Origin of the sequence: Microcoleus sp. B4-C1 (assembly GCF_036705285.1) — a bacterium.
Classification (GTDB): Bacteria; Cyanobacteriota; Cyanobacteriia; order Cyanobacteriales; family Microcoleaceae; genus Microcoleus.
In genome coordinates, this window is sequence record NZ_JAUBUC010000062.1 from 16,297 (window position 1) to 41,638 (window position 25,342).

Below are 25,342 nucleotides of genomic sequence, written 5' to 3' on the forward strand. Positions count from 1 at the left end.
GCAGTAGGGAGAACTTATGACAACCGAACCGAAAGTGTTGATTTTTGGAGATGATATCAATACAGACGATATTATTCCGGCAAAACGGTGTACTACTGCCGACCCAGAGTATTTAAAGCAGTATGCTTTTGAACATCTGATTGGTGAAGGAAACCTTGTAGGCTATGAAGAAATTGAAGCCGGACGCAATTTCGGCTGCGGTTCTAGCCGAGAAAATGCACCTATTGCCATAAAAGCTGCTGGCATAAAAAAAATACGCGCCCTGTCTTTTGCCGAAATATTTTACCGAAATAGCATCAATATTGGTCTGACTTTAGAAGTTTACTCCCAGCCTAATAATAATCCCGTCGTCGAAGCTATTGTGAGGGCAGGCGGCTTAATTCCCTTTAACCAAAAGCGGCAGAAAGGTGAAATTTCTGTTCCCCAGAGTTCAACTTATGCTAGGGCGATGACTCTGACAGAAAAACTTTTGGCACGGGCGTCTGGCAATGCTTACGTTCAGCCGGGAGAGATGGTTTTTGCTAAAGTCGATTTAGCCATGTCTCACGATGCCGTAGCCGCACCTGTTGCTGATGTCTTTTACCAGAATTTTGGAGAAGAAGCAAAACTTTGGGATGCCAGTCGCGTTGTTTTAGTAGCCGATCACTTTATTCAAGTCAACGACGTGCGAGTAGACCCTAAAGCCACTTCATTATACTCAGAAATGGTGCAGTTTGCCCGCTCGCAAGGCTGCCATTTGTTCGATATGGTTTCCCCAGGAGAAGCTGCTGGCATTTGTCACGTTCTGCTGCCAGAAAAGGGCTTCATTCATCCAGGTACAATTGTAGCGGGTACAGACTCTCACACTTGCACTTACGGAGCCTTTGGATGTTTTTCCACTGGAGTGGGAACAACGGATATGGCGAATATTTTTGCGATGGGGGATATGTGGGTGCGGGTTCCCCCTACCCTACTTTTTAGACTTGAAGGAACTTTGCCCAAATATATTGCTGCCAAAGACATCATCCTATTTATTCTCAGCAAAATTGGCTGTGACGGCGCTGCGGGAAAAGTCATGGAATTCCGAGGCAGTATTATCGACCAGATGCCAATGGAAGAACGCATGACACTCTCGAACATGGCGATTGAGTGCGGTGCAATGTGCGGGGTAATTGCTCCTGATGAAACAACTCGCCAATATCTCCAAAACTGCGGTCAAGATTTATTTGAGGACGTTGGTAGCGACTCCGAGGCATCTTATGAACAAATCTATGAGTTTGATTTGAGCGATTTAGAACCGCAGGTCGCTCGTCCCCCCAAACCAGACCAAGTAATTGGTATTAGCAAGTTAGGAGAAATTCCTATTACCAAGGCTTTTATTGGTTCTTGCACCGGGGGAAAACTTTTCGATCTCGCTCAAGCTGCCGAGGTGCTTGAAGGTCGCCGTATAGCTCCGGGTGTCAGCCTTTTTATCGTACCAGCTTCTTTTGAGGTGCGTCAAAATGCTGAGAATTTAGGGTATATGCAAATATTTGAAGCGGCGGGAGCCACAATTCTCAAATCAGGCTGTGGCGCTTGTATTAATGCCGGACTTGGGATACTCGCTCAAGAAGAGACAGGGGTTTATGCGACCAACCGCAATTTCAAAGGGCGAAGCGGCGATCCAACGGCGAAGAACTATTTAGCTTCTCCCCGCGTGGTAGCTATTTCGGCAGTTGAGGGAAAAATTAGCGATCGCCTTAGCGATGCAAGCGAATGAGGCTCTTTAGGGTTTGATGCTATATTCAGCAGGTAAGAAATAAAAGCTTCTGTCCTTTTTGTACAGCGCTATTCGCGCCTGGGAAAAGCAGTGCAGTTTCGATGCTATTTCCCAGGGGGCGATCGCCTCTGAAAAACTGTTGAGGTTTTCACTTTCCTGCCGGTGATGAGGATGAGAGCGATCGCCAGTTATGTGATCGGCGAAGATTAATGATGCCACGGCCCTTGCCGGTTGAAACGGCTGAGTCCCCACCGCCTCATTTATCTGATACTCTCAAAAAACTATTCCATCACTAGGGCAAGATTTGGGGATACCGTTTAGGGCAACAGTTGGGGTGCGGGCCGTCAGGAGGGCGATCGCTTGTTGAGTGAGCTTGCAGAAAGCGACCTGTAGCTTGCAGCCGTTGGGGGCATAAAGCGATCGTACCTCTGTCACCACTTAAATGCACCCCGAATTCTGGAACTGGCGTTCTTACTTCCTGCGGTAAGCGATCGCAAGACGCTTCAGACGGTATTGTTTGCGAATAGGCGTTAAATTTTTACAGTCTGTAGATTTTCTTAATATAAATAACCAAAAAAATGGGTAAGACCCCCTTGACAAGCATCTATCTAAAGAAATATAGTTTTTATATCGAAAGATAGAAGACAGTTAGCTGGTTCCCAACTAACCGATAAAAGTATTGCCTCTGTCAGCAGGTATTTCATCATTACCAGGTTGAGGATAAAAAATTGAATTCTCACGCATCTATTTTTTCAGAAGGCTGCGATTGCCTGCGGCATAGCTACGCTTACCGCACTTCAAATATGAGCCAAATATTTTGGCAGCACTGACTGTAGGAGCGAGATTATCTTTATCGTTGCTGCATAAAATGGATGGGCAACTCAACTGATGTTGTAAGCGTTGGGTGGCGCGAGCCATAGATGCGCTTTCACGAGCGATGCTCAAGGCTTGGGAAAAGGTGCAAAAGTACGAGGCAGGGGAAATCGCTAATTTGACGGCGTAAGAGGAAGGTTAGATTAATTACGTTCATTACCTAGCTCATATTTCCACCTTTATTCCATACCCCTTATGTGTTTCCAACGAGAAGCTGTTCAGACATAATTTGGAGGTAAATAGTGCATACAGTAAGAATTTTATCGATTGATGGCGGTGGGATTAGAGGTATTATTCCGTTAAAAGTTTTGGCATATATCGAAGAAACAACTGGCAAGAAAACCCACGAATTATTTAACCTAATTGGTGGGACATCAACGGGAGGAATTATTGCACTGGCTTTGAACTCTTATAAACCGGGAACTCAAGAGATATACAAAGCAGAGGACGTGTTAAAATTTTACACAGAGGATGCCGATAAAATCTTTGATTCATGGAACTCTGGAAGTGGTTCAGGAATATTTTCATCTCAGTATTCTCCTCAACATATTGAGGATTATCTCAAAAATAAATTTGGGGAAAATATATCTCTGCATGAGTTGCCGACAACACCAAATTGTGATGTAACAGTATACAGCTATGACCTTCTAAGCAATAAGCCATTTTATTTCAATAATCGGGATAAAGTTAGTGGCTTTCTTTCAGTCTGGCAAGCAGCTAGAGTTACGTCAGCAGCACCAACTTTCTTTCCTGCTTTCAAGTTAAAACATGAAAAAATAGGTTCATTGTTATTAACAGATGGAGGAGTCTACATTAACAACCCAGTAGTGAATCTCCTCATTCGGGCAAGAAAACTTTACCCTCACATTAAGAAACAGAGCCAATTGATCGTTTCTCTTGGAACTGGTCAATTTAGCCCATCTAGAGAAGATTTAGAAAATGTTGGTGTGGTAAATGGGTGGGCCAAAGCTATTTTTAATATAGCTTCAATGGGAACTTCTGCTGAATCTGAGGATCAAATAAATGAACTCCTAGAATACTTAGATCCTATGATATCCCACGACGAACAAGAGTATGAGCAACGATATTACCGTTTTCAGAAGAAGTTTGAGAACGATGTGCCTATGGATGGAAAGAAAACTGAGCAAATTAACCGTCTCAAGCAGCTAGGAGATAAGCTCGTTGAAGAAAGAAAAGATGAGCTAAATCGGTTATGTAAAATTTTAACAACACCTATTGGCAACCATATAGATTCAAGTGAAGTAATTCACTAAAGTTGCCCATAATACTGGGCTGCATGGCAGGAGCCGGATGAGTTTGGTAACTCTCACGTCCGGTTCTAAATAGGAGGAGAGGAAGTGATTTCTCCCTTGACCTTACCTGGAGGGCAGTTGATACTTTCCTATGAAAAGACCTTTGTATTCTCTTGATGGCAGGACGCATTTTTTTATCCGTAGTTCATCTTACAGATGGCTAGAGTTATGGATTTTTGCTTCCCAGTTCCAAGGCGTTAGAGTCGCTTGTAAAACACATTATTATGAAAAAACATATTAGGTTAAAATTAAATAAAAGTTTATCAACGGTGGCAGTCCCTCATTGGCAGGATTTTCTGTCAGACGAAGTGACTGCGCCCAGTAATATACATCCTCATATCGATGCGGTTTTAGCTAAATACAATATTCCTGTCTGGGTAACTAAGGAATATAAGTTCGACGGGGTTGACTGGAAACAGGAAGAATTAGAGAGTGGACTTAATAGAGTCTATCGACTAATTGTTCAGAAAAATATTCCCATTCCTGAGCAAACAATCCTAGAAATTTCTATACTTCCTATCGTAGAAACTATAGAAATTGGTCAACTTGTTGAATCTAATTTACCTGATATTTATGCGAGTGAGATGAGCATGACTATCAATTGTCATGCTCGACAAGCAATTGGTTTAGATATTGCTCACCAGTTATTTACTCGTGGCGATCCGCAGATTATCATTGCAGTTCTGGATACTGGTGTTGAATTAGATCATCCTGAATTAACAGATGCTTTGCTTGCAGGAGATGACTTCGTTCATATTATTGATGGGGCTGGGCAATTTATCGGAAAGCACTTGGGTTACGATCGCTGTCCTGATGATGAAGTTGGTCACGGAACTCATGTAACAGGTATTATCGCTGCTAAGGGAGCAACGGCTCCAGTCGGAATTGTCCCTCAATGTCGAATTTTGCCAGTGCGGGTATTGGGAACGATGAAGTCCGGCAATAAACGGGTGGGGGCGGGGTTGATTGATAACATTAATGCTGGATTGAAATGGGCGATCGACCAAGGGGCCGATGTGATTAATATGAGTCTGGGAATCAAGCACACAGGTGGCGCATTTCCTCATCAAGAAATTGTGGATTATGCCCAGCGCAAAGATGTAACTATTGTTGCCGCATCAGGCAATGACGGTCTTGAAGAGTCATACTACCCCGGTGCTTTCCCCCATGTCATTACTGTGGGTGCAGTTGACGAACGTGGGGAAATAGCCAATTTTTCTAACTACAGCAAAGTGGATATTGTAGCACCAGGAACTAATGTCTTTAGCACTTGGGTAGAAAAAAAATATGCTTTTTCTACCGGGACTTCTCAAGCCGCTCCGTTTGTTACCGGGGCAGTTGCTATGCTAAAATCTTACGCATTGCAAAAGTGGAAACACCGCTTATCTGATAGCCAAGTAAAGCATATTTTGCAGCACACGGCTGACAAAATCGATCCGAAATTTAAGCATCAAAAGGCTGGTTTTGGCAGGTTGAATTTGCCCGATGCTTTACAAATGCTTAATTACAAATTTAATTGATGGAGAACTTCGATGCCAAAAACAGATAAAAGCCAAGGTAATCAGGTACAAAAGCATAGCAACGAGCAGATTCTTTTCCAGAATCTAAGTGAGTTAGAAGCTTCCGATATCAACCCAAATCCAACACCAAAGAAAATAATAGATACAGATGAATCTCAGCGTAAGTCTCAGGAGATTGCACCTGCGATATATATGGGTTCACCTCAAATCAACCAGATAATTACTGAAGGTAGTTTTGTTGTATTAGCTAATTCCCAGCAAGGGACTTATTTTCAAAATTTTTCATCAGGTTCAAGAAAAGTGAGATTTAATGCTCAAGGTAATTGGATTATTGCCTCTAGTAAGTTTTCAGCAAAAGGATCGGGAACTGTTTTCGTAAACGATAGCCCAGTGGGATGCTTATTAATTAGGCGATTCATTATTAATGATAATAGATCAAGACACAGCCTAGAAATCGTAGAGTTTTGTGATAATTCATCTGGTAATGACGATGGTAAAATAGAGAAAGATATCCTATTAAGTCCGATGGAAACGCTTTGTTTTTTTCCTAATTGTGAACAGGGCAACAAAGATAATCAAGGTTATCTCGTAGTTGATTGGACTCTTGTGGAGTAAATTCTTTGAGTGACATTTTCCCAAACAATGTAAATTCAAGGCAATTTTTTTGATAGTAGCTAGGAGCAAAATTTATGAATCTAAATTCTCGGATCGAGACTAATGGCTTGGTATTGGGAACTAATAAACCACTGGAAGAAATTGACAGAATAGCTTTTGAAGCTTTGCAAAATACTGAAAAAGAAATTCAAGATGAATATCCAAACGCCTTAAAGATAATTCGTGCTACTGAGGGATTATCTAGACAAACTAATTTAGTTTCACACCGCCTTAACAGTAACAAGAACCTCGATGCTATTGACCGCCTATTACTTTCTAGAGAAGCTATTTATTCAGCGGTTATTCAATTGGCTAGAGAAAAAGATAAAGTTATTGATGTTGATAGCCTTTATGAGTCAGTTTTAGACCAAGTTCGAGATTTACCGAGAAAAAAATTCTTGCTAAAATTGGCTGCATCTGTTTTTGATAAACAACTCATAAACTTAAATAGTATAACAAGCCAAACTCGTATCAAACGCCTCGTAGACTTGATAGTAAGGGGGAATATTTCTATTAAAAGCGGCGAACTAATTCCTTCTTTTATGAAGCTATTCGAGACTTTCAAAAAAGAAGGAAATATTCCAGAGTATGTCGAACAGTATCTTGAAAAAACTAAATCATCAAATGTGCATAGACCTGTAGTTAAACAGGTAATGATTGATTATCTAATCAAACTAAATTTACCCATTGATAGTGAAAACGAAGTCCAAGATTTTTCCCAGTCAATCTATAGCCCTTATTTGGCTATTGCTTACCAAGAAGCGATAAATTCTGTTAAACCTCCTAACACTAACGATCCTCTAGATATAGCGTTTTGTAATGGGATCATTCCCAAATCTAATTTTGTAGTAGATACTTTTGATGAAGTCGAACATCAAGGGATTATACAGGATAATATCCGTGCAGCGGGAATGCTGGATTATATTTACTACATAGGTGAGTGCTTGCACGTATTTGATGCAACAAATTTACTTATCCTAAAATGGGCAACTGGGGTTTTGGATATTCCTGAAGGTGAGACGGCACAAAAACTTTATCGTTTCCACAAACGACGTGAAAATCGCAGTAGCCCAGAAGAGAGAGCCATATTTTATAAGCGAGTCCTGAATAAAGGTGATGGGCAGGTACTCCAGAACATGGTTGTTAATGAAGCATTCCCCATCTACTGGGAGCAGTTGATGGTGGAAGTTGTTCAGTACATTCAAAAGTCAGAAAATAAATCTCATTGGGACTCGTTAAACAATAATGGGGTTTCCAAAGCTCGGCTTTATCAATTGACTAGAAATTTACAGCAAAATTTGACTGAACACATGACTGGTATGGCGCACTTGCAAGTTCAAGAAGACTATGCCCACTTGCGAGAAGCTATAGAGATTATCAAGAGTGAGGAAATTCGTAACTACTTTGGTGGTCGTCGCCAAAGCTTGTGGGACATTATCGAACGAATTGTTAAGGAAGAATTTGGGGTTCCTATTCAAACCCAAGCCATTAAAACTCTAGCAATTCAAGGAAATAAAATCTTTGAGTGGATTGCTCAGTTTGATGAAGAGACGGTTACGGGAGAGCAGTTTAATGAATTTCGCAAGGCAGCGGAGGCTTGGATTATTGCTCAGGCTTCTCTTTCTTCTGGTCAGCTTGCCTTTGCTCCTATTAGCAGACTGTCTGCCCACAGTCAAACCACTCCCTCTAACAACGGCAGGGGTCTAGCTGGGGCGGGTTCTGTGGATAACGATTTTGACGATTGGTAAATCAGGACAATACTCATCGAAGTTCATCAAGTTTTAGGGAGGAAAAGTACCAATGCCGACAGAGAGAGAAATGGAAGACCAAGCTCGCCAACAAGCTCGCGAGGTGTTAAGCAAACAGCCAAATTTTAGCCAATTAGACCGCGAGCAACAATTTGAACAGTACAAAAATTTAGTTAACACTCTCTATAACCAGTTGGTTGAGCAGGAACGAGCCAAAAAAATACAAAGCCTGGATGGACAATTGGCTGCCCAACAAAGCTTTTCTGGAGCGATGGCAGCAGGTGACATGATTAATGACAACCGCCACTTGAACCGGCGAATTGAACAACAGGGAGAACTGGCTGGTAACACACTGCGGCAAATTGATTTTCCTAAGTTTGTTAAAGATTTGCTCAAGTCGGTTTTCGATGCTAACCTCCAGGTCACCCAAGACCAAATGAATTCCTATGTGGAGTTAGTTAAACAACTGACTAAGCCAGTTTCTGAGTTGATAAAGACTATTGATGACGAATCTGCCAAGCTGTTTTTAGCTGAAAAGTTCAGTGATAAATTCCAGATATTAGCTAGTTCTACTAATTCCGGTGTGATAGGCTTTGATGAAGGGAATAGTGGAAAGATGCAATTGGCTGATAAGGATGGAAATGAAATAGACAAAGCAGAACTTGAAGGCGAGATTGCTAGAGCTAAGTTAGAGATTGTGCGGCAGAATCAACGCTTGCTAGAAGAAATGCTGTTAATGGGCGTGAACCGCATGGTCGTAGAGAACGGTAAAATTAAAGCTTCTGTTGATTTCAATATCACGGCAAAGGAAAACATTAGAAAGTCGGATAACGCCCACGAGCAAAATATTCATTCACAAGGTAGAACTGACAATTATGGAGGAGGTGTTTCATTTCTTTCTTGGTTGGGAGTCAGATTTGATGCTGGGACTCAAACCACTGACACCCACACTAATATTGCTATTTCAACGGCTAATGCAAACAGTACCTCTACAACAGATTCATCCACTAAGGTACATGGGGAAGTAGAAATTAATTTCAAATCCGACTACTTCAAACTTGATAACTTTAAAGATATTTTGCAACCATCAGGGCAGCGGAACCAAGACAAAAAATCGCCCGGAGGTAGCAACGCTGATGGTCAAGCATCAGAATCGGCTGAAACCGTTAGTTGATGGAGTTGCAAGCGATGGCATTAGCGTTTTTGCAATTTCAAAGTAGTGATGAAATTCACAACCGCTTTCAAGTGGATCTGGGTACAAACACATTTTATTTCTATACCATTGGGGACGGGGAATTAGTTCATGCTAAAGGGCTGACGCTGATAAAAAATCCTAAATCTACTTCTCCTTTGATTGGCCCTCTGCCAGAAAGTAATTTAGGACGGACTGTTCTCGAAGTACCAAAAAAAGACTTCGATTGCCAAAACAGATTTATTCAAATCACTTCTTTTAGAACCCAGACGCAAGAGGGACCTGCCGTTTCTGATATTGTGGAAGTGTTGGCAACTAACCCCCCTAATAATGATGATTTGCCTATTATGTCTTCCAGTGAGACTGCTGTGATGGAAACACCAACTGTTACTGATTCCGATCGACGAACAAATCCGCCCGTTGTGGAAACTGTGCCATTTGCTTATCAGGAGCAGACTCCTGTTAGCGAGGCCATGTTTTTGGGTACGCTAGCTAGTGTAGTCTCTGGAGTGGCTAGCAGACTTTTACCTACAGTCGCAAAAGCTTTGCCCCATGTTCTTCCGGCTATTGGCAGCTTTTTAGGTGGGGGGTCTAGCAACGGTAGTGCAGCGGCTCAAACAAATGGTGCTGATAATGGAACGGCTATTTTAGCTAAATTGCTTTCTGACCAGGAAACAATCAAGCAACTGACAAGCTTGTTGCAGAAAAAAGCCAAGAAATCTAAAAGCGATGATTCCGTAACTGAAACCTTAGCTAAATTGCTCAAACAAGCTGCCCAAGTTGCCCAGGGACAATCAGCGGATGCGGATAGCGAAACCGCCGGGGCGATGAGTCTGGATATCAGCGAACAACAGGGGTTGGTTGATGTAGTCCGAGCATTTACGGTTGAGTCGGGGAGTAAATGGGAGGATGCTAACCATCCCCTGCTGCAAAGTTTCTCAGCAATGACCAATTTGATGCTGGAAAACCCTAAATTACTGTCAATGGCGGCTTCATTGGATAGCAACGGGACAAGGACTGTCCATCACAGCGCCCGCCATTTCAGTCAGGGGTTAGCTGCGCCTACCCAAGTGCCGGATTTTGAACGGGTGGATGGGGTGCGGTTGCAATTTGCGGATCTCAGACCTCAGATGATTCGGGGGCGATTGAAGGCGCTGTATCGCTGCGACGCGGATGTGGCATTTCCTTTGATTGTGAATACGCCTCGGACGATTAGCAGAGGGGAACTGCACCTGTTAGTTACCGATGCGACGACTTTGCAAATTTTGATTGAGGATAGATATCAGGTTGAGAATGTTACTTCTGGCAGGTTAGCGGCAGTACCGAGGCTGAGTTGGCGGCAGTTGTCCAGGCTGAAGCCGCATGAAGATTATATTGTTTCTGTGGCTTTGGTGTGGGTGGCGAAATCGAAAACCAGTCAGGTGCAAAAGCAATTGGGCAGCAATGCGACGCAATTGGTTAACTTTACCAGGGAATATTGCTTTGACCGCATGGGCAATGCTGGGGAGGTGATTCCCCTCAACGATGTGGAACAGCACCGCGCCTACTGGCACAAGGTTTGGCACGGCAATTTTACGGAAAATATGCGGCGGATAACCTGGGATTGCAAGTATTACTTTGCCCTGGAACCAGAACGCAACAGCAACGCCAGGATGGAAACAGTCAGCATTATTGACGACCAAGATTTTACCCGTCAATCGGGGCGGATGAAAACGGGGTTAATTATGAGTCCCTATGAATTGAACGATTTAATCGGGAAAATTTCCAGCTATCCCCAACTGGAAGAAGCGGAATTGGCGGCGCTGATATCTTCGGAATTTAAGGATAGTTTTAGTCAAGTGGCACAAAACAAAGTACAATTTGAAGGGCATCGGGGGGATGCGGTGGCACTGTGGGCGTACCCGGAAATGAAGTTGCAGCAAGTGGTACTGAAAAAAGTGGAACAGACAGATGGGAATGGGCAGGTGATGCAATTGTCGGAGCATTTGGTTTATTTTCCTGTTCCTACGGTGGCTCACTTTATTGGAGTGGGTGCATAAAACAAAACTGGTGGTTTATCAAAAATTATATCAGTTAGCTATTTCGTTAACGACTACTAATGATAAGTAATAGGAGGCAGTATGGGTTATCTTTCAGTTCAATTTATTGCATACGAAATTAATACATCACCCAAACATGAATATGACTCAAATATGATAGCTATTGTGCGAAATTCTTATGAGGCATATTTTACAACTCAATTGAGTCAAACCAACAGTTTACACTTACTAGATTTCTATGTAAATTCTTGGACTAATTACTGGTTTCAGTTATATGGTCATTTATATATCAAAAAAAATTATGCAGGATTATCAAATTTACAAGATGACATTCAGGCAAGAATTGCTTTAATTAAGCGAGCTTTAGAGATTGCTTTTTCAAAAGCAAGTACAGATAAATCTGTCCTCAAGGTATTTATGGTTCCTGAATTTTTTTTTCGAGGTTCAGAAGGTGCATATTTAGTAGATAATGTAGAATTAATAGCTAGCAAATTGTCAACATTAGTTGAGGACTCGCAATGGCAAGATTGGTTATTTGTCTTTGGTACAATTCTTGGTTTTTGCGAACAATATAATTCTACAGACAAAATAGTCTTTAACTATTCCCTGATTCAAAAGGGAGGATTGAAAGTGTTTAAAAAAAATTTGCCAAACCTTCAATCACGACTAGGCTCAAACGAAAAAGTATTACGAGAAAATGAGAAAACATTGGAAGGAATTAATAAGCAACTAACAAAAACTATAGAAGAAAAAAATAATAAAAAAATTAAAATATCTAGAAAAACAAGTCTTGAACAAGAAATAAAGCAAATCAATCACTCAATTAAAAATCTTGAGAGGGAAATAAAAAGATATAAAAAATTAGTTTCTTCTGATAAAGAACAAATAAAGCTTATTGACAATAGGTTTAGCCTTATTGTACAAAAAGAATTTAAATCACCTATTGATTTTATACAAAAGAATGAACTTAATTCAAATTCAATAAATAAGCTGAACCATGATGATGTAGTACACGACGACATCTCTTTAGCAGAAGCAAAGCCTCGTTCAGAAGACAAAAAAGTGCCTTACGACCCTTTTTCCGTATTTCAGTACAATAATATCTGTTTTAATGGTACACCCAAACCAATTGTCTTTGGATTAGAGGTTTGTCTAGATCATGCTAAAGGGCGCTTAAAAAACTCACAGCATTCTGCAATTGATATTCACTTAATCACATCCTGTGGCATGACAATTTATGAAAATTCCATCGCCTCTAAATCGGGTGGCTACGTCTTCTTATGCGATGGTGGTGATTACGGTGGCGTTCAAATTACTAAATATAATCCAAGCACTAAGAACTGGGAAAATTTTCTCCGTACAAAGTCCGTCTCCACGAATAATGGGACTACAACCTTTCTAGAAAATATTCCTCAAGGTCTTCAGCCCGAAAATGTGGATCTAAGCCCGCTGACACTGGATGGTTCAAGCAAAAAAGTAGATATTAGAGACATCTACGCCAATGGTGCAGGAAAAGTTTGGATTTGTTTGCCACTGTTTCTTGATGTGCCTCAACCAGTTCAGTCGTTTGGCATCATGCAAAGTTTATTTCCTTATGTAGCATCTAGCTTAACTGTAGCCTTCTCCGACGAACCCATCCTCCTCAACGGTATGAAAGTCCTCTTCGACAACCCCACACCAACCACCCCCGTCACCCTACAACCCAAGCAAAGGGGAACGAACAATGGACACTGAGACAATTGCAAATACCCCACCAGAACCGATCGCTCCTTTAGGTGCAGATTACTCTTTAGGCAGCAGGAAAGCAGGGGAGCAGGAGAGCAGGGGAAGCGAAGAGAGTAACAATATCCTCACCCCCTTAGCCCAGGTCATCGACAAACTGGTAGACTACGGCGACCCCCTAGAAGACCCAATCACCGGACAGGCACTCAAAATTAGCGAAGTCAAAGTCGCCATGCCTCTAGAATTGCGGGTGGAACCCAAAGCAGCCGCAGGAGTTGCCCTCAAAGCCTCCGCACCCACGCAAAAAACCGAGACAACAATCATGCCCGTGTTTCATCGCCTGACATTGCGGATTGTAATTAACGATCGTGAATCCTAAAAATCGCCCCTGGAATTTAAATTCCTTCCTCGATTCCCTGATTGAGGAACTAGAAGACGCTCACGAGATGCTGTCAGTCAAAGGACTCAATCGCAAACTCAGTTACATGGTGCAAGATGTAGCGCTAGATTTGCAACTGTTTCCTGAATTTGACGGCGATAAAGTCTATTTTACCACCGCTAAACCAGGAGAAACCGGAGCAGCAAAACTCTCAGTCAAGCTAGGTTCCATCCGCGACCATCAAATTCGGGAAATGGCAGAACTTGAATACGATGATGGATTCCACATCGATCGCGTCAATTTGCCAGAACCCACTAAAAAAGAACTGAAAAAAATTGGCATTCAATCTGTACGCGAACTGCGGGACACAATTGAAAATCGCCAAGTGAAACTTGACTCAGCTTTGAAACAAACTGTCGATTACCAGCAACTGGCCGCAGCAGTTAATAAATTTTATCGCGGACAACAACCGCCCGCAGTTTCTAAAGCTAGTTTGACCAGGGGGAACGGCAAAGCAGTGATTACTTTGCAAGGGGAAAATTTAGCAGACGTACCGCAATCTATAAAAAATTTAGCAACGGCACAATCTCTAAAGCAGTTTCCCACCGCCACTTTAGACGGGGAAAAAGTCGAGGTGATTTCTGCCAATATTAATGAATTAAAACTGCAACTGGAGGAAAACCAAATTAAAGGCAAAACTCAACAGCTAAAAGTTGCTCTTGACCCTTACGCCGTCATCTCCATGAATCTGAAATCCTGAACGTAAGCCTCTATGCCAGACTTCGATGTTAGCAGCGATCGCCCACCAGCACTCTCTCAAGAGTCGCTAGAGCGATCGCGCCCATCCCTGTCTGATAGCAGCTACCCCCTTCAGTACCGGGGAAACAACCGACTCCTCGCCCTAGAAGCCGAGTTGCGCCAAAAACGACAGGCAATTCAAGATCCGGTTGGTCACTTAACTGATGGGTTTGACTCCTCGCCAACCCCTCCCCTGAGACGAGAGGGGCTTTCCGGCTACTCTTTCCCTGCGAAGGAAGCGGGCTGGGGGGTTAGGGTTTCCGACAGACAAAATTTCCCTCAAGCACAACCAGCAAATCCACCTCAGTACCAGCCAACAGGACGCAATCGGTGGCTGGAATTGGAAAGAGAGTTGCAATCTCGCCGGCAAAATAACAGTCTACCGCAGAGCGATCGCCCCTCCATCCCCGCGCCTCCCAGCCCAAAACCCGCCATCCAAAGACAGGTTTTCGACTACAACGAACCGATTCGCCTGCAATATCATTCCAACAGTTTTCCCCGCGCCGATCCTCCCACTAGCGATCGCGCCCCGCCCCCTCAAGAAGTCCCTGCTGTCAGCCCCACCTGGCAAGTCGCAAATTCTCAGGATGAAGTAAACTCTGAAGCGATATCTACCCTACGGGAACCTCTTCGAGGAACGGTAAGCTTCGCTAACGCGCCTCCTCCAGACAACCAACAGCCCCCAGCCGTCCCAGATACCGAGAAACCGCCCGCCCCCAAATCGCCCACCTTGGAGGAATTAGCCGCTGCATTACTAGAGATTATCAACCAGCAAACCCGCCCACCCGTCGAAGTTTCCACCAGTTCCGCCAGTCCTTCACCCCCCCAACCGGAGATAAATGCTAATTCACGCAACGCTGTTAGTCAACAAATGGGCACAGATATGCCCTATGCTACCGTGTTTGACTTGGGAACGGTTGAATTGGAATTGGAGCAACTGTTTGATACATTCGATCGGGAAATCGAAGAGACAGAACAAGCAAACGTTGTCGATTTGGAACAGCGATTTGATGAATTCGATCGCGCTTTGGACGCACAACAGTCAGACAGCCCGGTTAAATCTAAACCCGCCAGTCAAACTAAGCGATCGGGTTTGGGCTTTGCCCCCAAAAAACCGTAAATATGAAGATAGTTTTGTAAATTTTATGGCATCTGCTTAGACAATATAGAGAGCCAATAAAACTCTCAAAAAAATTACTTTAATTTGAAGACGTTAGAAACTTTAATGGAGGTGCTGTGATGGTGAAATCTAATAAAAAACCTAATCGCCTAGCTGAATTAGCAAAGGAACTGAAAGAGCAACCCGCGCAGCAACAGCCTCCTCCAATATCTGAGCCACAACAACCCTCTACTTCTGGGGGGTTGTTTGGATTGGCTCAACGGCTGGCAGGGCAAACCAAGACACAACCCCAGGCATCGCACCCCGAACCCAGCCAAGCTCTATCTTCTGCCAAGACAAGCAAATTGTTTGCACTAGATAAGCAGTTACACGGCAAGCCAAACCAGCCAGATTCACAACCGCAACCTCAATCTGAAGTCTCTCAAGCCCAAAGCTTCGATCGGAACGAGCCAATTGTAGTGCAGTCTCGCGATCGAGAAACTGTCGAAGCTTTCGATTGGAACGAGCCAATCGTCTTGGAATCTCCCCATCAAGAATCTGCCGAAGCTTTTGATTGGAACGAGCCAATTGTATTGGAATCTCCCAGTCAAGAACCTGATTTATCGGAACTGTCTACCGCCCAAGCTGTTCAACGTTTGCCTCTGGGCAGCTATCTATTAGAAAGTCTGGAAAATCCCACCCAGGCTTTTGCTGTGGAGCCATTTGAATCATTCCAACCTCCTGTTACCTTTGCTGTAGAAACTCAGTTTGGTGCTGAAACTGTCCCTGTCGCTTCACCGTCTGCCCAACCAGAGACAACATCAGAGCCACCTCCATCCCCTCCCTTAACCCACACTCAAGTCACTGAGCCCAAACCGGCTTCTTCTGAGCCAGTGACAAAAGTTTCTCCACCTCCAGAGTCTCCGCAGACTGACGCTAATGCGGTAAGCGTTAGCGAAGTCTGGGGCGATAGCACTATAGCGATGCCGAAGGCGATCGCTCAAAAACCCGTGACGCCAGACAGCGAGGAGCCACAACCGCCAATAGATGCGAAAGCTTTGGCAGTTGAGCTACTCAACCTACTTCAGACTAAACAGGCAAGTCAGGCACAAAACCAATCACCAGCGGCTGCTTTGGGGCTAGAAATGCAGGATTCTATGCCATCGAATCCCCTTAGCGAAGCGACTGAAGAATCTAACCCGGTTTCAGCCATCGTGGTTTCTTGCTTTGATGAGTTAGACAAACGCCTGGAAGCGGAAAAGCATAAGGAAGAGGCGATTTCTTCAGCGCTAGGGGTAACTGAGGCACCGCTTAAACCTACTACCCCTACTGTGGTTTCCCCCTTCGACGAGCTCGATCGACGCTTGGAAAAGGAAAAGCAACGGGAAAAAGCGAGCGATCTGGCCCAAACTGTAACAGAAGCCCCAGCTAAACCTGTTACTGTACCCGTGCTTCCTTTATTTGACGAGTTAGACAAACGCCTGGAAGCAGAAAAGCATAAGGAAGAGGCGATCGCGCAGGCACAAGCTGTAATAGAAGCCGAAGCTAAACCTGTTACTGTTACAGTTCTTCCCTCATTTGACGAGTTAGATAAGCGACTGGAAAAGGAAAAGCAACGGGAAAAAGCGAGCGATCTGGCCCAAACTGTAACGGAAGCCGAAGCTAAACCCGTCATTGTATCCGTGGTTTCTTTATTCGACGAGTTAGACGAACGACTGGAAGCCGAAAAGCAGCGGGAAGCGATCGCGCAGGCACAAGCCGTAACAGAGCCAGAAGCTAAACCCGTCACTGTTACCGTCTTTCCTTCTTTTGACGAGTTAGACGAACCAGTGGAAGTGGAAAAGCACGAGGAGGCGGCGAGCGATAGCCAACAGGCGGTAAATGAGTCAGCACTCAAACCCACCACTATTAATACAGTTGCCCTATCCGACGAATTGGATCAACGTCTGGAAGAGGAAAAGCAGGAGAGCGTTCCGATTCTTCCCCCTGGTGGCGCAGACTTGACCGGCGTGGATTAATTGTCACAGGAAAAATGTATCAGAGAACAGGCGATCGGGTCGAACCCCAGGGGAAGACTATCCTTACTCCATGCGTCAGTATTCTTGTTCTTGTCGGGCATTTTTGATGAGCCTACCCAATGAGATTTTGCACTGCTGCATAATCAGTAGCCAGGAGCGACCCGGTAAAGGGCTTTATTTACGACGAACCAATCGAATTTCAGCTTTGATGATTTCAGTTTGCTCTTTGGTTAAGAGAGTGAAATCTTCTTCTTCGAGCGAAGTGCCTAAAATCACAACTTGACCGTGGATTATGTCTCCATTACAAGTTTTGCAAGTAGAATTTATCTCTTTCCTTAAAAACTCATCCTCACAAATCAACCTAATTGCCTGATCGCTGAAACTGTTATAGGAAGCAACTTCAATGTAAGCAGATTAACCTGGATTTCCTACTAAATTTTGCATTTCTGCAAGAGTCAGCATTTCTGCCGATTCTCTGATTTCAAGCCTTTTCGAGTTCACTAAACAGTAAAACATTTTTAATGACGGAGCGATCGTCAATTATGCTATATCAATCTCACAAACAGGACTTACGCAAGCACACTATATGTAGCGTGCCAAGAAAGAGCGATCGCTGGAGATATTTAATAAAGCGAGCGCCATTGAGGTCGAAAATTTAACTTCTAAAAAATCACCTAATTTGCTGTTAAGCAGGTGTCAGCTTGAGAGTTGGAGTTCTAAGTTCCTTTTCAGATATTCAGACAATAATTCATGCTTTAACTGGTAGAAATTTTTACCTACTAAATAGGGCTTGCTGAATAATCGATCGATTTCTGGCGAGCGGGAGTGATCGATATATTCAAGCAGCGTTAACGATGAGTTTTTCCTGGTTTATTTTGAGTGAGACATAAGCGCAACTTATGTTAAGTCCAAAAACAGGCATTGTTTGATCCGCTCGACATAAAAACACATAAAAAACCCGGCGCCACCAGGTAGAAAGGTTCATGACTAAAAAAGTGATAGCAATAGTTGTTTGTGAAGTATTATCAAGTTTTGCCATGATACGATTGAGACCGAATCTTCGTTTACCTTCCCCGAATTTACCCTCAATCGCATTCCTAATTCTGTCATCTTCCAACGCTTGCCTCTTTTTTTCTTTGCTGACATTTGCTGGGGGTCTCCCTAGGAGTGGTCCACTGATTCTAATGCCTTTTTCATGACACCAAGCTCGGTTTTCTCTGGTTCGATAAATCCGATCTGCATGAACGGACTCTGGATAATATCCTGTGAACCTATGATATGCTTCTACTTGGGCTTTCAAGTCCCCTGATTCGTTAAAGTTATCCCAGCTCATCCGGTCTAAAAATACATATCCTTCAAAACAACTGGCTGATAGTTTAGCTCGCCTCTCTACACTTTTCCCTGCTTTCCCTCTGACAATGGGACGGATATGGGGTTGACTTAAACTTACTATTCTCTCCTCAATGCTCTGTTTATTGTTATCAAATAACCATTGCTGTTGGCGATAGACTTCTGTGAGGACTAGCAAGGTTTTATATTGCTTTTTGTTCAGACCTTCTAAGGTCGCACCTGACTCGATTAGCTGTTCAATATGAGCTAAGTTTCTTTTGATGTATTGAAGTTGTTTTTTAATTGCCTGTCTTCTTTTGTTGCGGGTGGGTCGTCTTTGTTTGGCTACTGCTAAGTAGTCTTTTCTTGCTAGATTACGGTAGGTTCTTGGTTTTTTATGGATTTTTTCTTTGATTTGTTTATACAGGATGTCTAGGATTTTTTCTGTATGAACTCTGGCTCTGTTTAATAGTCCTAAGTCGGTCGGATAGGTAATATCGGCGGGAGCGCAGGTTGCATCTACGATTAGTTTACCGCGATTGGTTGACTCATTTTTGGCGTCCGAATCCTTTTTTTTTTCGGGTTGGATTGGGGTAATTTCTCGCATCTTTTCGACCATGCGTTCGTTGACTTTATTAATTAGGTTGGGACTAATTCTTTGGCGAAAGTGCACTAATAAAGATGGGTCAAATGGTAGTTCGTTGCTGTAGCTCGATTGACCGATGAAGTATTGTAGATAGGGGTTTTCCCGGATCTGTTCTACTACTTCGCGATCGCTAATTCCTAATTTTTCTTTGATAATTAATGCCCCCAATGCCATCCGAAATGATTTAGCCCTTAAGCCTTTTTCTGTGGGGAAGTTGGCCGCATATTCTGATTCAAATTCAGACCACGGGATTATTTGGGCCATTTTTACCCAACGGTTGTCAGCAGACAATTTAGACCCGTTGGCTAGTTCAAAGTCTAAGGCTGGGAGGAGAGCAAGCTCAGCTTTCTTGTACACGATCGCAGGTGGTGATGCACGGGTTTTGACCTATTTTACCTGTTTATCTTGCACTTTACTCTCGATCGCGCGATCGTATAACCGCGCCGTGTAACCTTTCTGCACTTATCCAGCAAGCCCTAAATAGGCGTTTTTTTTAAAGAAAGTCCAGAGTAAAACTGCACAAGCAATATGATTTATTTGTATTTGAGATCGACGACATTGGCAAGACTCAACCCGGTCAATAGTTTTAGTTCACGATGGAATTACTCAATTTTCCAACGCTATGAATTAAACTCTTTTTACCCCCGTTATTGAATTTTGATTTATGTCATTTTTGGCGACATACAGCAGATTGCAAGCTTATAGATGACAGTAATAGCATTTAGTAAACCAGTTTTTTAGATGTTGAGGATTTATTAAATCGAGTGATGCGGCAATTAAGGTATCAATCATTTTTGTTGTAGTTGGAGAAAACCTACGCAGAAAAGATTTAAGTTGCGATCACCATAATTCAATGGGATTAAAATCAGAAGAATACGGTGATAAGTTAATAATACTTGCACCAACTGCTTCAATCATCGGTGCAATAAAAGCCATTTTATATTGGTGGTAAATTATCCATTACTACTACCGCTTTCCCCGAGTTCCAGCAATAAAAACTTTAAGGGTAAACACTTCAAAAGCCTTGCCATCCATTGAGTCATTTATTGTCATTAATGCCACCAGTTTCTTAATACTAATAGCTCCAATTGCGGTTATTTTTACGCCGACCGTAAAATGGTTTTATATCGGATACTCTGGTAACATGAGGCGATCGAGCATATTTGTTAATCAAAAAATAAAAACCTATTTAATCTATAAACACCAGGTTTTCGGGATGTATAGTTTTCACTTTGTCCCAGTATTTTCCTCTTAATTTTTGCACCCGTTCTGTCGCCGCTTGACTGCTTCGTAGCGTCTTTTTTTTGGTTAGTCCCAGCCTTTTTAATTCTCGACACATCGTACTAGGACTTATCCACTGTCCGTAAATATTTCCCCAGTATTCACAATATTCTGACAAAGTGCTATCTGGATATTTTTCTACCAGTTCATGAAGTTGACGCTTAATATCCATTCAACTCACGTTAGAGACTTCCACCTTGACGCAAGGGTTGAATGTCTCCTGTAATTTGTTTGCGTTTTAGCAGTCGTTCGACAATCATATTTACTCACATCAAATCTAGCAGCTAGTTTTCGTGCTTGATGTGTTACCCTGTTCATAAGCTTTGACTACTTTTTCTCGCTTGCTCGATCGGTAATGGTTTCATTACTGCTACTGCTATACTTATTTTAAGTGTACTCTATTTATACCAATTTACTATGAAGCTGCATTTAATATAACGCTAAGGATATAGTTCCAACAACAAAGACATCAGCCTCATTTAGTGTATCTTCATAGTGAATTGGTATTACCTACAATCTGCTGTATTAGTGGCAGTTGTATCTATTCCTACTTCAATACCGTTTAATTTAAAGCGAACATCGGTATTCATATTGCTATAGACGAGCGAGCGAACTGTTATTGTTGTAGGGATTGTGAGAAATTCTCAGATTTATCTAGCAACAAAATTTGTAATTATAATTGATATTTTCACACTTCTGTAAATTAGAGAAATGTGGAATTTTTTGCTCGACAAAACTCTAAGTATGTAAGAGTTATTAGTGCAGCCCATCAACAATTATGTCATAATGAGTTTTGTACAGAACAGAGATATTCCTATGAAACTGCATTTTCCAGGAATGAATCCTTATCTTGAAAATCTTGCTTTGTGGTCAGAAGTTCACTCCTGGCTGATTATCGAGTTGGCCCGATCGCTTAATCCTTCACTCATACCCAAATACCGAGCTGCTGTAGAAAAACGGGTTTACATGGATTCTCTACTGGTCGGTATTCCAGATGCCTCGGTTTTTCAACAAAACCCTGAAACCTCGGGAGCCCCGAATCGTGTAACAACTGGGGTTTTAACTAAACCAATTCGAGTAACATTGCCCCTGACTGAAGAAATCACAGAACGCTATCTAGAGATTCGGGAGGTCAAGACTGGGAAGGTGGTAACGGTTGTAGAAGTTCTCTCACCCAAGAATAAACGAGTGGGTGAAGGTCGAGACAAATACCTAACCAAGCGACAAAAAGTTCTCAACAGTGCTACTCATTTGGTTGAAATCGATCTGCTGAGAACGGGAAACTTTATGCCAATGACAGAAGGGATTCTCACGGACTACCGGATTCTAGTCAGTCGCGCTAATCTCCGTCCTGAAGCTGAACTTTACCCGTTTAATGTAACCGAACCGATTCCCCAATTCTTGTTTCCTTTGCAGCCACCAGATGAAGAACCTGTTGTGAATTTAGCTGAGATTTTGGAACAGGTTTATCAGGAGGCGGCTCTAGATTTGGCAATCGATTATTCCGTACAGCCCGTCCCACCGCTGAGTGAGAGTGACTTTCTTTTTGTGCAGTCTTTGGCAGAATCATCGGAAAGCTAACGCTTTTCGACGCTGTTGTGCTTTTGCAGCCCCCTGTGTGGCATCCGCTTCCTCGCTAGCCTGGTTATCGCTATAGCTTTTTCGAGCTTTTTCAATTTACGAAAGTTGCTTAAATTCACAAGTGAATTTTCTTAGTAATAGCAAGCTGTTGGTTGTGAAAGTTTCATTCTCAATGGCCGACTGTTAATATCCTGATTGAAGCAGCGCTCCAGAGAGCAAATCTGTTAGTTTGAGTGTAACAGCCCACTGGTTTAAGTAAGCGAGATCGAGTCGTTCCCCTTGCACCTTCAAAACTCCCAACACATCCCTCCACTGCTTTTGGGAACCGCCAGGAATTAGTTTGTACCAACTGAGTTTTTGCAGGACGATATCTTCGGGCGAATAAATGTAGATTCCCTCCTCTGTTAAGCCACTAACAGGGTAAAGTTGGCGACGACTCATCACCGAAGTGGAAAAAGGGTCATCGCTGCCCATCACAAAAATATCCGCTTTCTCCATAGAAGGCAAATATATCACATTGAAAGATGATTCGCGGGGCGATATTCTTGACTTAGCAATTGCTTCATTCACAGCAGACTCGCTGATGTAAAACTCGCCTGACATCGCATCAATTAGTCTCCGTGCTGTTTGCGCTTCCAGGTCAATCACTAAGTCCAAATCTTGCGTAGACCTGTTCTCTCCCAGCAGCGAACTTGCCACCGAACCGCCCACCACATAGGGAATATTCAGCGGTAGCAAGATGCTGGCTATTTTTTGCGCTAATTCGATCGGATCTGCAATCACGAGTTCACCCCAATCTTTACTGTCTGATAAAACTTCTATCCACTCAGCACCCAAGCACCTTTTAATAAATTGTTGCCGAACTTTTGCCTCAGTAGCATTGGGATACTGGCTCTCTATTCCTAATATTGCCAACCTTCGCACCGCTTGATTGAAAGCGCAAGTCCGTTGTACTTTTTGTTGGGGCGTTAACTGCCGCAATAGCTGAAACATCAACACGTCAGCCTCAATGCTGGTATCGATTGATTGTGGCTTGTATCCTGACTTAACTGTGACTGTTGGTATTGGCGGCATGATGCAATGGAGATCGAGGGTATAGATTCCACAATTGTATTACAAAGTAAAAGTTTTTCATGCCGTGCAAAAAAAGTGATATCTTTGATGTACGAACTGGTGCAACAACAGGTATATGCGATCGCAAGACGTAATTAATTTAATTTCTGTTCTAAATTAAAAGAAATTCCACAAACTGCATTTTCGATGTTCTCCTGTGAAGGCGTCCGTATTTCAAATCCATGCTTCTTGTACCATTTGACAAGGTTGGGATTGTTGTTGATGTTTTCTTGAGTTAGAGAACCGCAGATTCGCCTAATTCCCCGCTGACGAGCTTTCTTTATCGCAAACTGCAACAGGTGAGTTCCCAGCCCCCTGCGACGGTAATCGATTGATTTGGGTTCAACTAGCAGCCTCAAAAGAGCTGCCCCTAAGTGTTCTGGAGTGTGAATTACATCGTCGCGAATCAAGATATCGCCTATCACCAATTTATCGGGCGGATACAAAACGCATTGAAGCATACCAATTGCGGTGTTGCGGTACAGGAGTTTGGCAGTGAAATATTGGTCTTCGTCCGGGTCTACTTGCAGTCGGTATTCTCGTCTGCAGGCGATCGCGAACCATCATTCGAGCGATGTTTTTCGATGAACTTTCCAACATTATTTATTTTTAGAGTCCCTGAACCGATTATCCCTCACCTCGGATGCGATCGCCTTTTCTTTCTCTTTGACCCCGTTCACCCGCCGCATTAAGAAATACCCCCGACGGATGCAGTAATGCAGTATTTGTGGCAAACTCTCAGGTGTCGGGTCGGTATAGAACCCATTTGACATCTTTTCTTAAAAAATAAGGCAGACAAACAAGTCGTCTCACATAACTCAATAGCCACAAGACGAGAAATCATGGGGCAATGGTGGCAAAAGATCCCAAATCGATATCGCACAGGGCTTACGCTTACAGCAATAGATCTCAAATGGGTTCTATAAGCGTAAGTTCCGCTCGCGTGACAAAACTAAATACTTTATTTTTGATGAAAATGTAAATTCTCCGTCTCCCAATTACCCCACTGCAAACTCAGTAAATTGACGCACGTAAGGGGCTTTAAAAGCTAAAACAATATCTTCCTTGGGAACTCCGGCGGCTACTAACTCATTCGCTATTCCCGCTTCCGTTCTATCCCTCTGAATCCAAAATTTACCATCTTTTATATCGACGTGAATCACACAGCCGTAAACCCGTTTTTGCTCGTCCCAGCCCAAATGAACTACATGATAATGCTCCCGTTCGGTATCAAAAAGTAATTGAACTTCTGTTTCAGTATCCAAGTCATTCCTTGAGTGTTGAGACAGAATTGTTTGGATTAATTCTCTGTAGTTTACTCTTTCCATAAAAGTATCCCCTCTTGAATAGCATCAAAAATGAGTAATTTGAGCTGATGCTCTGCGATTAATTCTTGAATAAAACGATTGCTGAAAAAATCATTATACACATCTTGGTTTATTGCTAAATACAAAATTCTGTTCGGTTGTTTTTTTCTCAGGGCAGAACGATAGCTGAGAAATTGACCCAAAGCTATATAAAAGCTGGCTAAATCAGATGCACCGATAAAAGACTTAATCTCTACAGCAATTTTGAAGCCATCTTTCTCTGCTGCTAAAATTTTCTCCCCTGCTAAGTCGATAAAAAAATCAAGTTCCTCTACCTTGATAAAAAGAGGATCGTGAGTGATGATCCATCCCTCTTTTTCTAAAGCTGAACGAACAGCATTGTGAAAAATATCTTTAGCTGACATATCATAGCCACGAAAATGCTTAACCGAGCAGTATTGATTGCCATTCCGCCATCATATCATTACAGCCATTGGCGATCGCACTCCCCAAAAATTCCCCCCACTTCGCATAACTCTCCCACCCACCAGCTATAAAGCAATATCAGGCGATTCCACAGCAAGTAGCCCAAAAAAACAGACTAAAGCTGCATAAAGGTGTTCTTCTTCTACGAACAGGAGCAAACACACGAGTCCGTTCCCAGACGGCGAGGGCTCTCCGAGGGAGGAGCCAAATCGATCGATATTTTGCGCCGTTAAAGGCGTAAAATTTAGTATTTATAATATCACTTTGAAAGAGTAAATGCTCAACTTACTTGGAGAGCAACAGCCCGAAACCTTGAATCTGCGCTGTCCAGTACCCCTGACTCAGCATCCAGCAGCAGTGTACCTCGACAGTTTGGGGAGCGAACGGTCAAAGGCAACCATGAGAGAAGGACTCAATATCATGGCCCGGATGCTGACGGGCTCTGAGTGTGACGCAATGACTTTGAATTGGGCGGCATTGCGCTACAGACATACGGCGGCTCTGCG

22 protein-coding genes and 1 pseudogene are annotated in these 25,342 nt (G+C 42.9%); 14 read left to right on the forward strand and 9 right to left on the reverse strand.

The window, feature by feature from the left end:
• Window positions 1–16: 16 nt before the first annotated feature.
• Complete coding sequence (locus QUB26_RS22235) at window positions 17–1,738, forward strand: aconitase/3-isopropylmalate dehydratase large subunit family protein (protein WP_333319762.1); 1,722 nt, start codon at window positions 17–19, stop codon at window positions 1,736–1,738.
• Window positions 1,739–1,744: 6 nt separating this feature from the next.
• Here the strand turns inward: QUB26_RS22235 and QUB26_RS22240 are convergent, their stop codons facing one another.
• Together QUB26_RS22240 and QUB26_RS22245 are read right to left on the reverse strand one after the other, a co-directional pair.
• Window positions 1,745–1,957, reverse strand: a complete 213-nt coding sequence (locus QUB26_RS22240) for a hypothetical protein (protein WP_333319764.1) — start codon at window positions 1,955–1,957, stop codon at window positions 1,745–1,747.
• A gap of 54 nt (window positions 1,958–2,011) precedes the next feature.
• Window positions 2,012–2,176: a hypothetical protein gene (locus tag QUB26_RS22245; RefSeq protein WP_333319766.1), complete on the reverse strand. Its 165-nt coding sequence runs from the start codon at window positions 2,174–2,176 to the stop codon at window positions 2,012–2,014.
• Window positions 2,177–2,853: 677 nt separating this feature from the next.
• Here QUB26_RS22245 and QUB26_RS22250 point away from each other — a divergent pair.
• The 11 genes from QUB26_RS22250 to QUB26_RS22300 all read left to right on the forward strand — a co-directional run bounded on the left by QUB26_RS22250 (window position 2,854) and on the right by QUB26_RS22300 (window position 17,093).
• Entirely contained in the window at window positions 2,854–3,885 is a 1,032-nt protein-coding gene (locus QUB26_RS22250; RefSeq protein WP_333319768.1) for a patatin-like phospholipase family protein, read from the forward strand.
• A gap of 263 nt (window positions 3,886–4,148) precedes the next feature.
• A complete protein-coding gene (locus QUB26_RS22255; protein ID WP_333319771.1) occupies window positions 4,149–5,444 on the forward strand; it encodes a S8 family serine peptidase in 1,296 nt (431 codons plus the stop codon).
• A 12-nt stretch (window positions 5,445–5,456) separates the two neighbouring features.
• Window positions 5,457–6,059, forward strand: coding sequence for a hypothetical protein (locus QUB26_RS22260; protein WP_333319773.1), 603 nt, complete (start codon window positions 5,457–5,459; stop codon window positions 6,057–6,059).
• A gap of 74 nt (window positions 6,060–6,133) precedes the next feature.
• Window positions 6,134–7,846, forward strand: a complete 1,713-nt coding sequence (locus tag QUB26_RS22265; protein ID WP_333319775.1) for a hypothetical protein — start codon at window positions 6,134–6,136, stop codon at window positions 7,844–7,846.
• Window positions 7,847–7,898: 52 nt separating this feature from the next.
• Window positions 7,899–9,020 carry a hypothetical protein gene (locus QUB26_RS22270; RefSeq protein ID WP_333319777.1) on the forward strand — a complete coding sequence of 374 codons (1,122 nt, stop codon included), beginning with the start codon at window positions 7,899–7,901 and terminating at the stop codon, window positions 9,018–9,020.
• A gap of 14 nt (window positions 9,021–9,034) precedes the next feature.
• Window positions 9,035–11,077 (forward strand): hypothetical protein, encoded by a 2,043-nt coding sequence (locus QUB26_RS22275; protein WP_333319779.1) that lies wholly within the window; start codon window positions 9,035–9,037, stop codon window positions 11,075–11,077.
• Between the two features lie 81 nt (window positions 11,078–11,158).
• Window positions 11,159–12,811 carry a hypothetical protein gene (locus QUB26_RS22280; protein WP_333319781.1) on the forward strand — a complete coding sequence of 551 codons (1,653 nt, stop codon included), beginning with the start codon at window positions 11,159–11,161 and terminating at the stop codon, window positions 12,809–12,811.
• Entirely contained in the window at window positions 12,801–13,178 is a 378-nt protein-coding gene (locus QUB26_RS22285) for a hypothetical protein (RefSeq protein ID WP_333319783.1), read from the forward strand. Before QUB26_RS22280 ends, QUB26_RS22285 begins: the two co-directional genes overlap by 11 nt.
• The gene (locus QUB26_RS22290) at window positions 13,168–13,938 is read left to right on the forward strand and encodes a hypothetical protein (RefSeq protein WP_333319785.1); all 771 of its coding nucleotides are present in this window, start codon (window positions 13,168–13,170) and stop codon (window positions 13,936–13,938) included. Before QUB26_RS22285 ends, QUB26_RS22290 begins: the two co-directional genes overlap by 11 nt.
• A 12-nt stretch (window positions 13,939–13,950) precedes the next feature.
• Window positions 13,951–15,096, forward strand: a complete 1,146-nt coding sequence (locus QUB26_RS22295; RefSeq protein ID WP_333319788.1) for a hypothetical protein — start codon at window positions 13,951–13,953, stop codon at window positions 15,094–15,096.
• A gap of 119 nt (window positions 15,097–15,215) precedes the next feature.
• The gene (locus QUB26_RS22300) at window positions 15,216–17,093 is read left to right on the forward strand and encodes a hypothetical protein (protein ID WP_333319791.1); all 1,878 of its coding nucleotides are present in this window, start codon (window positions 15,216–15,218) and stop codon (window positions 17,091–17,093) included.
• 174 nt (window positions 17,094–17,267) lie between these two features.
• On the opposite strand, the gene QUB26_RS32085 is transcribed toward QUB26_RS22300, so the two are convergent.
• The 3 genes from QUB26_RS32085 to QUB26_RS22310 all read right to left on the reverse strand — a co-directional run bounded on the left by QUB26_RS32085 (window position 17,268) and on the right by QUB26_RS22310 (window position 20,521).
• Entirely contained in the window at window positions 17,268–17,498 is a 231-nt protein-coding gene (locus tag QUB26_RS32085) for a DUF3846 domain-containing protein (protein WP_445299632.1), read from the reverse strand.
• 433 nt (window positions 17,499–17,931) lie between these two features.
• Complete coding sequence (locus QUB26_RS22305) at window positions 17,932–19,425, reverse strand: IS5 family transposase (protein WP_333319793.1); 1,494 nt, start codon at window positions 19,423–19,425, stop codon at window positions 17,932–17,934.
• Between the two features lie 832 nt (window positions 19,426–20,257).
• On the reverse strand, window positions 20,258–20,521 hold the full coding sequence (locus tag QUB26_RS22310) for a hypothetical protein (protein ID WP_333319795.1): 264 nt from the start codon (window positions 20,519–20,521) through the stop codon (window positions 20,258–20,260).
• 644 nt (window positions 20,522–21,165) lie between these two features.
• Here QUB26_RS22310 and QUB26_RS22315 point away from each other — a divergent pair.
• Entirely contained in the window at window positions 21,166–21,930 is a 765-nt protein-coding gene (locus tag QUB26_RS22315; protein ID WP_333319797.1) for a DUF4058 family protein, read from the forward strand.
• Between the two features lie 183 nt (window positions 21,931–22,113).
• Here QUB26_RS22315 and QUB26_RS22320 read toward each other — a convergent pair whose 3' ends face one another.
• The 4 genes from QUB26_RS22320 to QUB26_RS22335 all read right to left on the reverse strand — a co-directional run bounded on the left by QUB26_RS22320 (window position 22,114) and on the right by QUB26_RS22335 (window position 24,775).
• Window positions 22,114–23,004 carry a hypothetical protein gene (locus tag QUB26_RS22320; RefSeq protein WP_333319799.1) on the reverse strand — a complete coding sequence of 297 codons (891 nt, stop codon included), beginning with the start codon at window positions 23,002–23,004 and terminating at the stop codon, window positions 22,114–22,116.
• Between the two features lie 134 nt (window positions 23,005–23,138).
• Window positions 23,139–23,504, reverse strand: coding sequence for a GNAT family N-acetyltransferase (locus tag QUB26_RS22325; RefSeq protein ID WP_333319801.1), 366 nt, complete (start codon window positions 23,502–23,504; stop codon window positions 23,139–23,141).
• Between the two features lie 537 nt (window positions 23,505–24,041).
• Complete coding sequence (locus QUB26_RS22330; protein ID WP_106332496.1) at window positions 24,042–24,371, reverse strand: XisI protein; 330 nt, start codon at window positions 24,369–24,371, stop codon at window positions 24,042–24,044.
• Window positions 24,359–24,775: a XisH family protein gene (locus tag QUB26_RS22335; RefSeq protein WP_106332495.1), complete on the reverse strand. Its 417-nt coding sequence runs from the start codon at window positions 24,773–24,775 to the stop codon at window positions 24,359–24,361. The genes QUB26_RS22330 and QUB26_RS22335 overlap by 13 nt, the downstream gene beginning before the upstream one ends.
• A gap of 337 nt (window positions 24,776–25,112) precedes the next feature.
• On the opposite strand from QUB26_RS22335, the pseudogene QUB26_RS22340 reads away from it, so the two are divergent.
• Window positions 25,113–25,342: pseudogene (locus tag QUB26_RS22340) on the forward strand (integrase); the annotation flags it as partial.

Excerpts from the sequence above, each read along its gene's own strand:
- QUB26_RS22280 (WP_333319781.1), top strand. The coding sequence starts at position 11,159 with ATGGGTTATCTTTCAGTTCAATTTATTGCATACGAAATTAATACATCA.
- QUB26_RS22260 (WP_333319773.1), top strand. The coding sequence starts at position 5,457 with ATGCCAAAAACAGATAAAAGCCAAGGTAATCAGGTACAAAAGCATAGC.
- QUB26_RS22330 (WP_106332496.1), bottom strand. The coding sequence starts at position 24,371 with ATGGAAAGAGTAAACTACAGAGAATTAATCCAAACAATTCTGTCTCAA.
- QUB26_RS22335 (WP_106332495.1), bottom strand. The coding sequence starts at position 24,775 with ATGTCAGCTAAAGATATTTTTCACAATGCTGTTCGTTCAGCTTTAGAA.
- QUB26_RS22235 (WP_333319762.1), top strand. The coding sequence starts at position 17 with ATGACAACCGAACCGAAAGTGTTGATTTTTGGAGATGATATCAATACA.
- QUB26_RS22320 (WP_333319799.1), bottom strand. The coding sequence starts at position 23,004 with ATGCCGCCAATACCAACAGTCACAGTTAAGTCAGGATACAAGCCACAA.
- QUB26_RS22270 (WP_333319777.1), top strand. The coding sequence starts at position 7,899 with ATGCCGACAGAGAGAGAAATGGAAGACCAAGCTCGCCAACAAGCTCGC.
- QUB26_RS22315 (WP_333319797.1), top strand. The coding sequence starts at position 21,166 with ATGAAACTGCATTTTCCAGGAATGAATCCTTATCTTGAAAATCTTGCT.
- QUB26_RS22265 (WP_333319775.1), top strand. The coding sequence starts at position 6,134 with ATGAATCTAAATTCTCGGATCGAGACTAATGGCTTGGTATTGGGAACT.
- QUB26_RS22300 (WP_333319791.1), top strand. The coding sequence starts at position 15,216 with ATGGTGAAATCTAATAAAAAACCTAATCGCCTAGCTGAATTAGCAAAG.
- QUB26_RS22295 (WP_333319788.1), top strand. The coding sequence starts at position 13,951 with ATGCCAGACTTCGATGTTAGCAGCGATCGCCCACCAGCACTCTCTCAA.
- QUB26_RS22275 (WP_333319779.1), top strand. The coding sequence starts at position 9,035 with ATGGCATTAGCGTTTTTGCAATTTCAAAGTAGTGATGAAATTCACAAC.
- QUB26_RS22325 (WP_333319801.1), bottom strand. The coding sequence starts at position 23,504 with ATGCTTCAATGCGTTTTGTATCCGCCCGATAAATTGGTGATAGGCGAT.
- QUB26_RS22255 (WP_333319771.1), top strand. The coding sequence starts at position 4,149 with ATGAAAAAACATATTAGGTTAAAATTAAATAAAAGTTTATCAACGGTG.
- QUB26_RS22310 (WP_333319795.1), bottom strand. The coding sequence starts at position 20,521 with ATGGATATTAAGCGTCAACTTCATGAACTGGTAGAAAAATATCCAGAT.
- QUB26_RS22285 (WP_333319783.1), top strand. The coding sequence starts at position 12,801 with ATGGACACTGAGACAATTGCAAATACCCCACCAGAACCGATCGCTCCT.